This window comes from Nonomuraea sp. NPDC049158, assembly GCF_040648335.1.
Taxonomy (GTDB): Bacteria; Actinomycetota; Actinomycetes; order Streptosporangiales; family Streptosporangiaceae; genus Nonomuraea.
This window is the reverse complement of record NZ_JBEZDM010000033.1, coordinates 60,086-73,675: the sequence shown is the minus strand read 5'-3', so window position 1 is coordinate 73,675 and position 13,590 is coordinate 60,086. Positions and strand designations below refer to the sequence as shown.

Here is a 13,590-nt window from a genome sequence, read left to right as displayed (position 1 = left end):
GTGTGCGCCAGCGGGTGGGGGAGTCATGTTCCTTCGTCTCCTGATGTGTGAGGGCTGTGCGTCTGCGGGCGGGGGAGGAGCGTGCCCAGGGTCAGCGCGCCGATGGCCAGGCCTGAGATCGCGCCCGCGCAGAGCACGGAGGCGGTTGACGGGCTGACGATGGTGATGTCGAAGAGGGCCAGGGTCGAGACGATCGCGGAGACGGTGATGTACGTCCAGATCGCCAGTCGTACGACACGCAGGCGGGTCTGCTCGGACGGGTGGGTGCGGGAGAGGAGCCAGGCCAGGGCGGGTAGGAGCAGCACGCCGTGCATGAGGATGGCGTGGGCGGGCTTGAGCGATCCGGCCACCGTGTAGGCAAGCTGCTGAGAGCCGGTCAGGGTCTCGACCACTCCGCGGGCGATCATGATGCCCCCGAAGGCCATCGCCGCGAGGAACGTGCCGAACCCGGCCTGGACGGCCAGACGCGTGCTGGGCGACGATTCGGCCAGACGGACACTGGGCGACCCACTAAGACTCGTGCTGGGTGACCCACCAGGACTCGTGGTGGGTGCTAGACCCGTGGTGGAAGAGCCGCCGGGGCCCTTGCTTGGTGACTCGCCGGGAATCGGGAGTGATGGGCGGAAGGCGGAGATGGTCATGAAGATTGCTACGGCGATCAGGGTGAAGCCGCCGGCGGCCAGGATTCTGGCTATGAGCGAGTCCACGTCGGTGGACATGTTGAAATGCGAGGGCACGCCGCGCCACGCCTGCACGCTGATGAGTGTGACCTCCACGACCGAGGCCACGGCGAAGACGCCCAGGAGGATGTTGCGTCCGCGTAGCCGGATGCATTGGGACACCCAGGTGAGCGAAAGCACGCTTAACCCGAACGAGACCCCGAACGTGAACGGTTTGCGCCACGACACAGGGCCGTCCCACGGCCCGCCGTCGACCACGAGCACGCCCAGGTGGACGAGCCCGGAGATGATCAGGAGCAGTCCGATCAGGTACCAGAGGCGGGTCATGTCCGCCATGGTGACGTGGAGGTGGGGCTGCGGGCGTCAGCCCAGGGTCTTGATTCCACATACAGCTGTGGTCGTAGGCGCTACCTCAGGGGTGAGGCGCCTGGTCGGGGGTGAAGCGCAAGGGTCAGGAAGTGAGCTGCCAGGTCAGGGAGTAGGCCTCAGATCGGGGGGTGAGGCGCAGGGGTCAGCGAGTGGGTCGCGTGGTCAGGGATTGCCCCGCCAGGGCAGGGTCAACCCCGCCAAGTCAAGGTCAAGGAGTGAGGCGCAGCGTGTGGACGGCGGCCTTTTTGACGGTTGCCGGTTTCGAATACATCGGGAGTAATTCTCCCTTTGCCCACAGCGGTGCCTGATCCCAGTAGTTGTCGTGGAACGCGTGCCCCGAAGCCCCCGTCAGGTTGATCCATCCAGACTTGTCCAGGTCGCCCAGGTCGACGATCATCCGCATCGACGGTACCGAAGTCACCGTGTAGTCGCGCTGCGCGTTCCAGCCGGTGGCGTTCGGGGCGTCCTTGCTGCCCGGGACCTCGAACGGGCCGCGGTTGAAGAGCGCCTCGATGGGGGCGATGCCTGATGTGCCGAGTGAGCCGTTGGTGAGTGTCAGTTGGTGCAGGTCGCCCCAGCGCCAGGCCTTGATGTCCGTGCCGAGTCGGTCGGACACCTCCTGGTAGGCCGAGGCGAGCGCCTGCTGGACGATGTCGTCGCGGGTCTCGGTACGGCCCTTGGTCGTGGTGTCGTCCCAGAACGGGTCGTCGGGGCTTTCGAGCAGCCGCTTGATCACCTCGTACCAGCGGTCGCCGCCGTTCGGCCTGGCACCGGCGGGCAGGTCGTCGTCGAACGTCAGCTTGAGCAGTTGCCGCCAGACCGCGTTGAAGTACGCGGCGGGAGCCGAGTCGACGCCCTGCGAGCCCTCCCAGCTCTTCAGCAGCTGCCTGGCCTGTACGGCCGGGCCCGCCAGAGGCACTCGTATCAGGGCGGGGACCAGGGTCTTGGCCAGACCGTTCTGGGTGTCCTGCTGGATCTTGGACATGGTCGTGGCGTCGACCTTGCCCTTCGCGATCTCCTGGTTGAGCCGGTCGATGATGCGCTGGGAGCGATAGCCGTACGCCCAGTCCTTGGTCAGCAGCGGCCGGTACTGCCGGGGGTCGATGACCGCGTTGTTGGCCGTCACGATGTAGCCGTCGGCGGGGTCCTCCAAGGAGGGCAGCTGGTCGTAGGGGATGGGGGCGGTGCGCCAGTCGTACTCGCCGGTCCAGCCGGGCACCGGCCACGTGCCGTCGCCCTTCTGGCGTACGGGGATCCGGCCGGGAGCCTGGTAGCCGATGTGGCCCTCGGTGTCGGCGTACACCAGGTTCTGCGCGGGCACGTCGAAGAGCGAGGCCGCGGCGCGGAACTCCTGCCAGTCGGTGGCCGCGTTCAGCGCGAAGATCGCGTCGACCGTGGTGCCGGGCGTCAGGGCGGTCCACTGGAGGGCCACGGCGTTCGCGCCGTCGCTCGGTTCGACGTCGCCCATCACCTCGTTGATCAGTGGGCCGTGCCGGGTGCTCCTGACGTTCAGGGTGACCGTGGCGCCGCCGGCCACCTTGATCTTTTCCTGCCTGGTCTCCAGCTTCACCGACTCGCCCTTGTACAGGTACGTGTCGCCCTTCACCCGCTCCAGGAACAGGTCGGCCACGTCGGGGCCCAGGTTGGTGAAGCCCCAGGCGATCTTGTCGGTGTGGCCGATGACCACGCCGGGAACGCCGGAGAAGCTGAACCCGGTCACGTCATAGGCGCAGGATTCGGTGATCTTCCGGCAGTGCAGCCCGACCTGGTACCAGACGGACGGCATCTGCGCCGACAGGTGCGGGTCGTTCGCCAGCAAGGGCTTGCCACTGGCCGTGTGCTCGCCGGAGACCACCCACGAGTTCGACCCGATGCCCTCGCGGTCCTCGGCGCTCATCGTGCCGGGCACCGCGTCGAGCGCCTTCGCGGCCTGCGCGAGCGCCCTGGCGGCACCTTGGCCGCGCGGAGTGGTCCCGCGTGGAGTAGTGGCAGTGGTCCCGCGTGGAGTAGCGCCGGTGGTCCCGCGTGGAGTGGTGCCGGTGGTCCCGCGTGGAGTGGTGCCAGCGGTGTCGCGTGGAGCAGCGCCGGTGGTGTCGCGTGCGGGCAGGCGGTCGCGCTGGTCGAAGCGGTCGTCGGCGATCGTGCCCTGGGTGACGATCGGCATATGGCTGTCGTACGGATAATCCGGGTACAGCTGCTCTACCCGCGCCCGAGGCAGCTTCGTCAGCGCCAAAGCGCGGTCGATCTCGTCCTCCATGTTGGAACGCAGGTCCCAGGCCATGGCCTTGAGCCAGGCGACGGAGTCGAGCGCGGTCCACGGCTCGGGCTTGTAGGACCCGTTCTGCACCTTGAGCACCGAGTATTCGAGGCTCCGGTCGGAGGCGTTGGGGTTGGCCTGGAGCCAGGAGTTGACCCCCTTGGCGTACGCGTCGAGATAGCGGCGGGTACGGTCGCCCAGCTCGGGCAGCTCCTGCTCGGCCACCTTGCGCCAGCCCATGGTCCGGATGGCCTTGTCGTTGTCGAGCGTCGCCTTGCCGAACAGCTCCGACAGCCGCCCTGAGGTCACGTGCCGCCGGAAGTCCATCTCCCAGAACCGGTCCTGCGCGTGGACGAACCCCTGCGCCATGAACAGATCCTCGGCCGTGTCCGCGTAGATCTGTGGAATTCCCGCTTTATCACGATAAATCTCCACATTCCCGGTTAAACCGGGTAGCCGTACGGCTCCGTCCACCTGAGGGAACGACCGTCGCGCCGTGTACACGAGCACCCCGGCGAGCACCAGCGCGAGGACGAGGACCACGGTCAGTGCCCGCGCCACCCACCGGAACGGCCAGGGCATCCAGGCGTAGGGCCGCAACCTCACTAAGACCTCCATCTCTCGCGCAGCCCCTCAAGTCTGACAGCCCACGATCACTACTCCCGCCCCACGAGCCCCTCCTGAAACACCGGCGCCTACGGGGTTCCCGGGCATGGTGACGTCAGCCAGGGCGAACGAAGGGCCGCACGAACCGCGGCCGAGGCGGAACCTACTCCCACACCTGTCCGGAGGGCGTATCGGAAACCCGGACGCCCATGCTCACAAGGGACTCGCGCAGCCGGTCCGACGCCGCCCAATCCCCGGACTCCCGAGCCCGCGCCCGTTCGGCCAGCAGCTCCGCCGCCCCCGGCGGCAACGCCGGCCGTCGAGACCGCCCGATCTCGACGGCCAGGTCCAGCCCCAGCACCTGGTCCAGATGCAGGAACGACTCCAGCTTCGCCCCCGGCGCCACCGACTCGTCCCGCTCCAGCTCCCGCAGCGCACGCAGCGCGGCCGGCGTGTCGAGGTCGTCGTCGAAGGCCGACTCCGCCCGCCGCACGTGGTCGGCCGCCATCGGCGCGCTGGGCGACTCCGACCACTCCGCCACCCGCGCCCGCCAGCGCCGTACGGTCCTGTCGGCCGCGTGCAGGGTGTCCCAGGTGAGGTTGAGCTGCTGCCGGTAGCGGTGTTCCAGGAAGGCCAGGCGTACGGCCAGCGGATCGAGGCCCGCCTCGGTCACGTCCGACAGCAGCACCACGTTCCCGGTGGACTTGGCCATCTTCCGCCCGTCGAACAGCAGGTGCTCCCCGTGCACCCAATGACGTACCACCTCGTGGCCGGCCGCCGCGTTCGACTGGGCCCGCTCGTCCTCGTGGTGGGGGAAGCGCAGGTCGATGCCGGCGGTGTGGAGGTCGATGCGCTCGCCGAGGAAGTGCAGCGACATGGCCGAGCACTCGATGTGCCAGCCGGGGAAGCCGCGGCCCCAGGGGGCCTCCCAGGACAGTTCGCCGTCGGAGGGCTTCCAGAGGGCCCAGTCGGCGTGGAAGCGCTTGCGGGGGTCGGTGGCGTCGGGACGGAGGGAGTCGAGGCGGTTGCCGGAAATTTCGCCGTAAGTGGGGAAGGAGGTGGCGTCGAAGTACACCGCCCCGTCCGGAAGCGCGTACGCGTGTCCCCGCTCGATCAGCTTGGCGATCAGCTCGATCATCAGCTCGATCGTCTCGCTCGCGCGGGGCATGTGCTCCGGCGGCCGCATGTTCAGGGCGGCGGTGTCCCGCTTGAAGGCGTCCTCGTAGTAGCGGGCCAGGTCACGCGGCGAGCGTCCCTCGGCCCGCGCACGCATGAGCACCTTGTCCTCGCCGGCCTCCGAGTCGTCGGCCAGATGGCCCACGTCGGTGATGTTCTGGCAGACCACCATGCGCACCCGCTGCCGCTCCAGGACTCGCCGGATCAGGTCGGACAGCAGCTGCGAGCGCAGGTTGCCGACGTGCGCGTGGCGGTAGACCGTCGGCCCGCAGGAGTACATGCGCATGGCGCGCGCGGGGGCGATCTCCTCGACCTGCCTGGCGCGCGTGTCGTAGATCCGCAACATCCCCCGAGCCTAGCCCCCGGCCTCCAAGGAACATCAGCCACCCAAAAAGCCGACGATGTCCCGGTCCCCCCGCTCCCGCAGCCGCGCCAGCACCTCGTCACGCGTCGCCGTGTCCGGCAACCCGATGCGCGCCCCGATCAGCCGCAGCCCCTCCATCTCCGAGGTGACCGGAGCGGTGTAGCCGATCAGATAGAGCGCCCGGTTCAGCGGCGGGATCCCCGGAGCCGCGGCGGGCAGGTAGCGGGTCAGCAGCTCGCCCCCGTCGGACACGGTGAGGAAGACGTGGTCGCCCTCCCCGGCCTTGAAGTCCGCCAGCACGTTCCTGATGGACCCCATGGTCGGCTGGTTGTGCCAGCTGACCACCACGTCCCCGGAGGGCGTCGCGGCCGTGAGCTGCCCGCCGGGAGCCATCCCCAGGTACGCCGCGAACCCCGTCGGCAGCGGCGACCCCGACCCGCGCAGGTGCTCGGCGTTGACGTCGACGCGGTGCCACCAGCGGCCGTCGCGGCTGCGGAAGCTGCGCCGGGTCTCCGACACGTCCCTGCGCGGCTGGTACGGCTCGGCCTCACCGGTCGGCGAGGTGCCCGCCACCCGGATCCAGCCCCGCTGCGTCCGCTCGAACCCGGGACCGCCCGAGTAGGCGCGTACCGAGCTCTCGCTGACGTCGTAGCGGGAGGTGAGGTTCGAGACGATCATGCTGACCGACGCCTCACCGCCGGCGCGCTCGATCTCCCTGGCGATCATCTCCCTGATCCCCAGGTACTCGTCGCCGCCCCATCTGGTCAGCCCGTACTTGTTCCGGTCCACGCGGCGGAACCGCTCGTCGGCGGTGAGCTGGTTGCGGATGCCGACCAGGCTGTAGTCCTCGCCGATCCGCTCCTGGATCTCCTCAGGCGTCAACGGCCGCCCGGCCACCGCCAGGACCGCCTCCGCCTTCTCGTTGATGCTGCGCGGCCACGGCACCACGTGCTGGTCCAGCACGCGCAGCTGTGGCACGGCCAGGATCCACCGCTCGGCCACGTCCTCGCGGATGCCGAGCTGCGTGACCATGGTGACGGCCTCGCCGATCGGCCGCGGCCCGTCGGTGAACAGCTGGCGCGTCTTCTCCCTCAGCTCGTCCGCGCCGCCCGCGATCAGCCAGCCGTCGGCCTGCTCGTACCCGGTCAGCAACGTGCGGACGAACCGCCAGACGGGGATGCCCAGCGTGCGCAGCTCGCCGCGGTGCCACGGCACGGCCGCGGCCAGGTCGTCGGCGGGTACGGCCGAGCCGAGCCGGCCGCGCAGCCAGGTGACGTGCGCGACGAGCGAGACCGCCTCCGGGCCGCCCAGCCAGGCTTCGACATGGTCGCGCAGGTCGCGTTCGATCTGCCGGATCCGCTCCCGCGTGACCGAGAAGCGCTGCGCCAGCTCGTCAAGTGTGGCCCGCTGCGAGGCGTACAGGCGGTCGCGGGCGATGGCCCGCTGCCGCTCGTCCAGCGCCGCGAACAGGGCGTCGATCAATTCGGGCAGTGGCTTGTCCGGCCGCGCCACGGACGCGGCGACCGCCTCAGACGGAGGTTCGAGCAGCCGCTCGAACACCCCGCTGAACAGCTTCTGCACCACGTCCTTGCCCAGCATCTCCGGCGTACGCTCGGCCTCGGCGGGGTCGGAGAAACGCAGCAGCGGCAGGATGTCGCCGACCAGCAGGTGCCCCCAGCAGGCCACGGCGAGATCGGCGAGATGGCCCGCCACGGTCTGCGTGGTGATGACGGCGCACGCGCGGTCGAGGGGAATCGTCTGCCACCACGCCTCGGGAAGCTGGGGCTCCTCCACGATCGGCGCTATCTGCACAGGAGAAGTCCAGCGCAGCGGTGGCGCGAGGTCGCTCAGGCTGAGGTTCATTGAGGTCCAACCGGCAATGGGAAGATATCCGCAGTTCAGACTATGTGATCAGAGCGACAGAAAAGGGCTACCTCTTCCTGAATGGGAGATATAGAGCATGGATCGGGCCCGCGTGCAGGCCACGTACAGCATGCTCCGTTCCCGTTGCAGCGCTCTCGCCCGGGCGCCCGGCTCGTCGGGCGGCGGTTCGGGCACCACGCCCTCCGCCACGCCGATGAGCGCGACCCGCTCGAACTCCAGCCCCTTCAGATTCTGGAACGCCGACACCCGCACGTCCGCCCGCCCGAGCGCCTTGCGCGCCTCACGGACCAGCTTCGGCGTGCGCGCGCCGACGGCGATCTCATCGGCCGGGACGCCGTCCTCCAGCCAGGAGACGACCGTGGCCACCAGCCCGGCCAGCTCCGCCTCCGGCGAGTCGTACGCCCTGAGCACCGGCCGCTCACCGTTGCGCAGCGCGTGGAGCCCGTACAGCGGGGACATGCCCTTGACCAGCCCGTCGACGGGCCCGCCGCCGCGCAGCCGGACCGCGAACGACAGCGGCTCCTGCGGCAGCCGGTAGGACACCTTGAGCGTGCGCTGCAGGGCCGGGATGCCCACCGAGCCGAGCGTCACGCGCGTGTCGGTGATCCGCTGGTGCGGGTCGCCGACGATGAACAGGTCGTCGTGCGCCCGCGGCGCCACCGCTCGCAGCAGCCGCCACTGCGACGCGCTGATGTCCTGCGCCTCGTCCACCACGACGTGCCGGTACGGCTTGCGCCCCGGCTCGATGTCGTCGAGCAGGTCGCCGGTGGCCCTCGACAGCAGCCGGAGCGCCTCGTCGGTCAGCTCGGCCAGCGTACGCGCGCCGGGGCCGATCAGCGCCGGGCGCTGGCCCTCCGCGCTGGCCACGATGCGCATCGCCAGCCGCTCGGCGTTGTCCACGTCGACCCGCTTGCGCGTCACCCCGTCGTCGATCAACCGGTCGAGCCGGTCGGACAGGTCCTCGCCCAGCCCCTGCGAGTACGTCACCAGCAGCACCGGCCCGCTCCCGTGCGCGGCCAGATGGGCCGCCCGGTGCAGCGCGATGATCGTCTTGCCGGTGCCCGGCCCGCCGATCACCAGCACCGGGTGCTCGTAGCGCGCGGCGCGGGCCAGCCGGTGCTGTTCCGGACGCGGGAACGCGCACCATTCCGGCGCGTCCAGGATCCGTTCCAGCTCCACCTTGTCGGCGGCGAACACCGCCCGGTCCGGGCTGCGGCGCAGCGCCGCGTGGAAGTCGTTTACATCGATGTGGTCGGCGTCCTCGTCCGTGGCGCGGCAGGCGTCCAGCTCCCGCCAGGCCTCGGAGAGCGTGCCGCCCCTGGCCAGCACCGCGAGCGGCGCGTGCTGGGGCGGGGGGAGCAGCGGTTCGAGCGCGTCCACGTCGGCCTCGTTGCTGATGAGCCGCACCAGCGGCAGCGCGCGCACGTCGATGCCCAGCGCGAGCAGATCACCATCGCAGATCGCGGCGAACAACCCCGAAGCACTCGCCGAACGCCGTAACGCGGGCTCGACCCGTTCGAGCGCCTCGGCGTCCCACTCCTCGACGACGCCGATCACCGGGTTGATCCCGTAGCGGTAGCGCTGCGCGTACGACCACGCCTCGGGGTCCGGGAGCACGGCACGCAGCCAGTACACGTCCCGCTGACGCACCACCACCCCCCGATGGCCCGACGTGAGGCGGAGCGTCGCGATCCGCGGGTCCCTGGCGCCCCTGACCCGCTCGGGGTGCGGGGCGCCCGAGACGTTCAGCAGCAGGCGGCGGAGTGCGACAACGGCGTCCCTGCGCACCGGCTGTGCCAGTGCGCTGAGGTCCCGGGGGAAGTCCGGGGCGATCGCCAGCCGCGGCACGGCTCAGTCCAAGAGTTGCAGCAGGTCGCGGTCCCCGCGTTCGCGGAGCCTGGTGAGCAGGTCGGGCAGTCCGACAGGTCCGGTCATCCCGATCCTGGTGGCGATCACCCTGGCGGCCTGGTCGCGGGTCCCGCCGGGGGCGGTGTAACCGACCAGGCGCAGCGCCTTGGTGATCTTCTCGGCCCCCTGCGCGGCCACCGGCAGGTGCCTGGCCCGCAGCACGCCCTCGTCCGACAGCGTGAGGAACAGGTGCCCGCCCTCCTTCGCGCCGACGTCCGCGAGCAGCCGCTCGACGGATTCGAGCACCGGCCGGCCATGCCAGACCATGGTCAGCTCGCCGGCCGCGCTCCGCACGGTCCTGCTCTCTCCCGGCGACAGTCCGAGGTACGTGGCGAACCCCGTGGGCAGCGCGCACTCGCCGCCGCCGAGCTGCTCGGCCGTCACGTCGATCCGCAGCCACCACCGGCCGTCCGGCTGGCGGAAGCACCGCCTGGTCTGCGAGACGTCCTTCAGCGGCTGGTACGGCTTGGCCGGCTCGTTCGACGCCCCGTTACCCTCGCCCACCACGACCTCGGCCGGAGCGAACGCCTGGAACTGCGGCGTCCCCGGCGGCGGCGACGGGATCGGCGGCACCTGGGCGAACGCGGATGCCGGGGGGACCTCGATGATTTTCGGCTCCGAAGGGGCCGGCGGCTCAGACGGCCTGGCGGGCGCCTCCGACGGCAGCGTGGCCAGCACGAACTGCCAGGCGGGGACCTCCAGCGCGCGGATCTCCTGGGCGTGCCAGTCGGCCGCGCCGATCAGCTGGTCCTTGGGAGCGGCCGGGCCGATCGTCCGGCGCAGCTCGTCCAGATGCGCCCGGTACGGAGCCGCCTCCTCGCTGGCCAGCCACTGGCCGAGGCGGGCCCGCAACTCGGTCTCGGTGGCGGAGATGTCGGCGGCGGGGACGGCGAACAGCTTGGCGAGCTGGTCCACGGCGGACGGCTGGTCGGTGAAGACCCGGTTCTGGGCGACGGCCCAGCTCTTGTCGTCCAGACCGGCGAACGCGGCCTCGATCAGCCCGGGCAGCTCGTGCCCCGCGGGCTCCGCCGGCTCCGGGTCCTCCGACTCGGCCGCCTCGAAGTCCGGTGTGTCGTACTTGGGCTTCGGCTCTTCGGAAGCGGGCTCGGCTTCGGCGTCCTGAGGTTCGGGCTCCGGTTCCGGCTCCGCGCCCTCGGCTTCGAGCGCGGCGGCCTCCTCGGCGGCGGGCTCCGGCGCGGGCTCGTCGGCGGCGTCCAGAACGGCCTCTGACTCGGCCTCCGGTTCGGCGGCCTCCTCGGCGACCGGCTCGTCGTCGGCGTCGAGCACCGGCTCCTCACCCTCTACCGGCTCCTCAGCCTCTACCGCGTCCTCGGCCTTTTGGGCGGCCACCGCCTCTTCGGCGTCCGGCGCTTCCTCGCGCTCCGGTGCCTCCTCGACAATCGGTGCCCGCTCGGCGACGCGAGCCTCCTCGACGACCGGCTCGGCGCTCGGCGGCGCCTCCACGGGCAGCGCGACCGGTACGGCCTCGTGCGCGAGGGCGGCGAGGGCGGCGGGGGCCGGGGTCGGGGTCGGAGCGGAGACCGGCGCCGACGGGCGTTGGAGCTGGGGTGCGAGGTGTACCAGGGCCGCGGAGAACAGCGTGTTGAGCACCGGACGCGCCTGGATGAACGGCTGGTCCACCAGCTCCCTGCCGGTCAGCGCGAGCAGCCCCGACCACGACCCGGCGCGATCGAGCGCGATCGCCACCTGCGGCTCGTCGGCCTCGTCCGGATCCAGGACGTGCAGCGCCGGCAGCACGTCGCCCACGGCGGCGGCCGGCCAGTGCTCAAGCGCGATCTCCGTGAGCAACTCGGCCAGCGGCTCGGGGCCGATGGCCGCGAGCACGAGCGGCATGGGCAGGCTGCGCCACCAGGCGTCCGGAAGCTCCGGCTGCCCGGTGAGCAGCGTGATCGTGGACGCGTCGCTCCACCTCAACGGTGGTACGAGGTCGCTCAGGCAGAAATTCATCCCGTTCCGTTCACCAGCCCCTCACGCCGCCGTGTCGTCGCAAGGCTCCCCAACTTCGTCAGCGGTGCAGCCTTACTCTCTCCGCCACTCTTTCCGCCGCCCACGAACAGACCATAGTCCGGCAAAACTCCCCTACGCATCATCCACTACGTATCAGCGCCGGACGGCGGCGAAGCGTAGACGGACGTAGTCGGCCATCCAGCCCGTCTCCCGGCGCAGAGCGGGCGCGGCGAGCTCGTTGACCCGCTGGAGCAGCGGCTCGACGATGTCCTTCGGCAGCCCGTCGATGACCGAGGACGCGAACATGCGTACCCAGTCGGCGGCCCCCTGCGGGCACTCCTCGAGCGGCGTCGGCCGGTCGAAGTACTCGAGCAGCCGGACCACGAAGCCCTCCTGCTCCAGCCGGCGGGCGTACTCGGCCGGAGTGGGGAAGTACCAGGGCAGGTCGGGCTCGCGCAGACCGTACTCCCGCCAGGCGGTGTGCATGGCGGCGGTGAGCTCCGCGCAGTTGCCCGCGCCGCCCATCTCGGCCACGAACCGGCCGCCGGGCGTGAGCGCCTCATGCACGTTGGCGATGACGGAGACGGGGTCGCGGCTCATCCAGTGCAGTGCGGCGTTGGAGAAGACGGCGTCATAGGCCAGCGCCACACTGAAGTCGTGCCCGTCGCCGACGATGAAGTCGACACCCGGATACAGGGCCAGGGCCTTCTCGATCATGGCGGGGGAGCCGTCGATCCCGAGGACGTCGGCACCCCGCGACGCGATCTGGGCGGTCAGCACCCCGGTGCCGCAGCCGAGGTCGAGCACGCGCTCTCCCGGCCGCGGATCGAGCAGGTCCACCAGGGGCGCGCCCTGCGTCGAGACGTAGCCGAAACTGCCGTCGTAGGCGCGACTGCTCCACCGCTCCAAGCTCGGTGTGTCGTATCGCAAGACGATCAGCTCTCATTCGTCAGACAAGGGCCCCCTGTGGCCGTGCTGTCTGTTCACTTTAGAGGTTGATTGTCTCCGCGACATATCAAGTCACAATGGTCTCATCGCACACTTTGCGTCCATCGCTTCTTGAGGTAGGACTTTCCGGCATCTGTCTGCGGAATCGTGAGGAGCACCGGTGGCCCGGGGGCGACGGGCATCTTGGCGGCCTGCTCCGTGTCGAGCGTGCCGCGCATCAGCATCGCCTCCCCGCGGGCGGGGCGGGCCCAGCCCTTCTGCAGCAGGTTCTGGCCCTCGTCGGAGAACAGGAACTCCTGCCAGAGACGGGCCGCGGCGGGATGCGGCGCGTCCTTGCTGATCGCCTGCACGTGGTAGTCGCCGAGCGGCGCGTCACGCGGGATCGTCACCTTCCACGCCTCCGCGTCACGGGCGCTGCGGGCGGCGTTGAGGTGGTCCCAGTCCACGATCACGTTGGCCTTGGCCGGATCCGTGAGCCGGCCCGCCTGCCTGAGCTTGGCGAACAGCTCGACGCCGCGCTGCGGCTGTGGCGCGCCCGAGACCAGCGAGGCGGCCATCACGCCGTCGAAGGCCGCCGCCGAGTGCAGCGGGTCGCCGTCGAGCGCGACCTGGTAGCCCGGCTTGGCGGCCAGATCGGCGAAGGAGGCGGGGGCGGGGACCTTGCGCGGGTCGTAGCCGAGCGACATGTAGGCGCCGTAGACGCCGTACCAGGCGCCGGCCGGGTCCTTGATGTGATCGGGCAGGTCCTGCCAGCCCTGCACCTTGTACGGGGCGAACTTGGCGGCGTCGGCCACCGCGACGTCGAGGGTGAGGTCGAACACATCGGGCTTGAGCTGGGCGGCGGCATCGATCTCGCGCCGGCTGCTGGCGCCGGGCTCGAGCTCGTTGACCTTGACGCCGTACTTGTCGGTAAAGGCGTCGATGATCGCGCCGTAGTTGACCCAGTCGCGGGGAAGCCCGATCACGGTGAGCGAGCCTTCCCGCTTGGCGGTCGCGGCGAGGTTGTCGAGGGTCGTGAAACCCTGCTTCATGGAGGCGGCCTTGACGTTCACCGGCGGAAGCGGCTTTTCGGCCGGGGACGACGACGCGCCGCATCCGGCGCTGGCGATGAGGACGGTTGCGGCGGCGCAGGTACGTACGGTCACAGGACGAATACTCGCCGTTACTACCGTTCAGGTCGAGGAGGCGCGGCCGGAACGACCTTGGCCGCCACCAGCGTCTCTTCGGAGATCTCCACCACAGTGCCGTCCCGCTTGCGGACGCGCAGCACGCCGCCGTCCCAGGATTCGAGAATCCCGACGGCGTCACGGAAGCCTTCCGGAACCCGTCTGCGGGTGGTGATCCGGGCGCCGACATCCCCGGTTGTGATCGCGATCACCAGGCGAGCCGCCACGAGTTTGCCACCCTCCGTTTCGGCCAGTTGGCAAGCA

General features: G+C 70.4%; 9 protein-coding genes. All 9 read right to left on the bottom strand.

Translation table 11 applies throughout. From position 1 onward, the window contains the following. Nucleotides 1-23 precede the first annotated feature (23 nt). The 9 genes from AB0B61_RS44840 to AB0B61_RS44800 all read right to left on the bottom strand — a co-directional run bounded on the left by AB0B61_RS44840 (nt 24) and on the right by AB0B61_RS44800 (nt 13,553). The gene (locus tag AB0B61_RS44840; RefSeq protein WP_358446131.1) at nt 24-1,007 is read right to left on the bottom strand and encodes a hypothetical protein; all 984 of its coding nucleotides are present in this window, start codon (nt 1,005-1,007) and stop codon (nt 24-26) included. A 250-nt stretch (nt 1,008-1,257) separates the two neighbouring features. Next, entirely contained in the window at nt 1,258-3,912 is a 2,655-nt protein-coding gene (locus AB0B61_RS44835; protein WP_358446128.1) for a penicillin acylase family protein, read from the bottom strand. A 163-nt stretch (nt 3,913-4,075) separates the two neighbouring features. Further along, nucleotides 4,076-5,434 (bottom strand): cysteine--tRNA ligase, encoded by a 1,359-nt coding sequence (cysS, locus tag AB0B61_RS44830; RefSeq protein WP_358446125.1) that lies wholly within the window; start codon nt 5,432-5,434, stop codon nt 4,076-4,078. A gap of 33 nt (nt 5,435-5,467) precedes the next feature. After that, on the bottom strand, nt 5,468-7,315 hold the full coding sequence (locus AB0B61_RS44825; protein ID WP_358446123.1) for a sigma factor-like helix-turn-helix DNA-binding protein: 1,848 nt from the start codon (nt 7,313-7,315) through the stop codon (nt 5,468-5,470). Nucleotides 7,316-7,363: 48 nt separating this feature from the next. Then, entirely contained in the window at nt 7,364-9,184 is a 1,821-nt protein-coding gene (locus tag AB0B61_RS44820) for a UvrD-helicase domain-containing protein (RefSeq protein ID WP_358446120.1), read from the bottom strand. 3 nt (nt 9,185-9,187) lie between these two features. After that, on the bottom strand, nt 9,188-11,212 hold the full coding sequence (locus tag AB0B61_RS44815; protein ID WP_358446118.1) for a hypothetical protein: 2,025 nt from the start codon (nt 11,210-11,212) through the stop codon (nt 9,188-9,190). Between the two features lie 153 nt (nt 11,213-11,365). Continuing rightward, entirely contained in the window at nt 11,366-12,142 is a 777-nt protein-coding gene (locus AB0B61_RS44810; protein ID WP_358446116.1) for a class I SAM-dependent methyltransferase, read from the bottom strand. 101 nt (nt 12,143-12,243) lie between these two features. Then, the gene (locus AB0B61_RS44805) at nt 12,244-13,305 is read right to left on the bottom strand and encodes an ABC transporter substrate-binding protein (RefSeq protein ID WP_358446114.1); all 1,062 of its coding nucleotides are present in this window, start codon (nt 13,303-13,305) and stop codon (nt 12,244-12,246) included. 20 nt (nt 13,306-13,325) lie between these two features. Next, nucleotides 13,326-13,553, bottom strand: a complete 228-nt coding sequence (locus AB0B61_RS44800; RefSeq protein WP_358446112.1) for a hypothetical protein — start codon at nt 13,551-13,553, stop codon at nt 13,326-13,328. Nucleotides 13,554-13,590 lie beyond the last annotated feature (37 nt).

Bases quoted from the DNA above. Each gene is read 5' to 3' on its own strand.
- AB0B61_RS44815 (WP_358446118.1), bottom strand. From the start codon at position 11,212: ATGAATTTCTGCCTGAGCGACCTCGTACCACCGTTGAGGTGGAGCGAC.
- AB0B61_RS44840 (WP_358446131.1), bottom strand. From the start codon at position 1,007: ATGACCCGCCTCTGGTACCTGATCGGACTGCTCCTGATCATCTCCGGG.
- cysS (WP_358446125.1), bottom strand. From the start codon at position 5,434: ATGTTGCGGATCTACGACACGCGCGCCAGGCAGGTCGAGGAGATCGCC.
- AB0B61_RS44825 (WP_358446123.1), bottom strand. From the start codon at position 7,315: ATGAACCTCAGCCTGAGCGACCTCGCGCCACCGCTGCGCTGGACTTCT.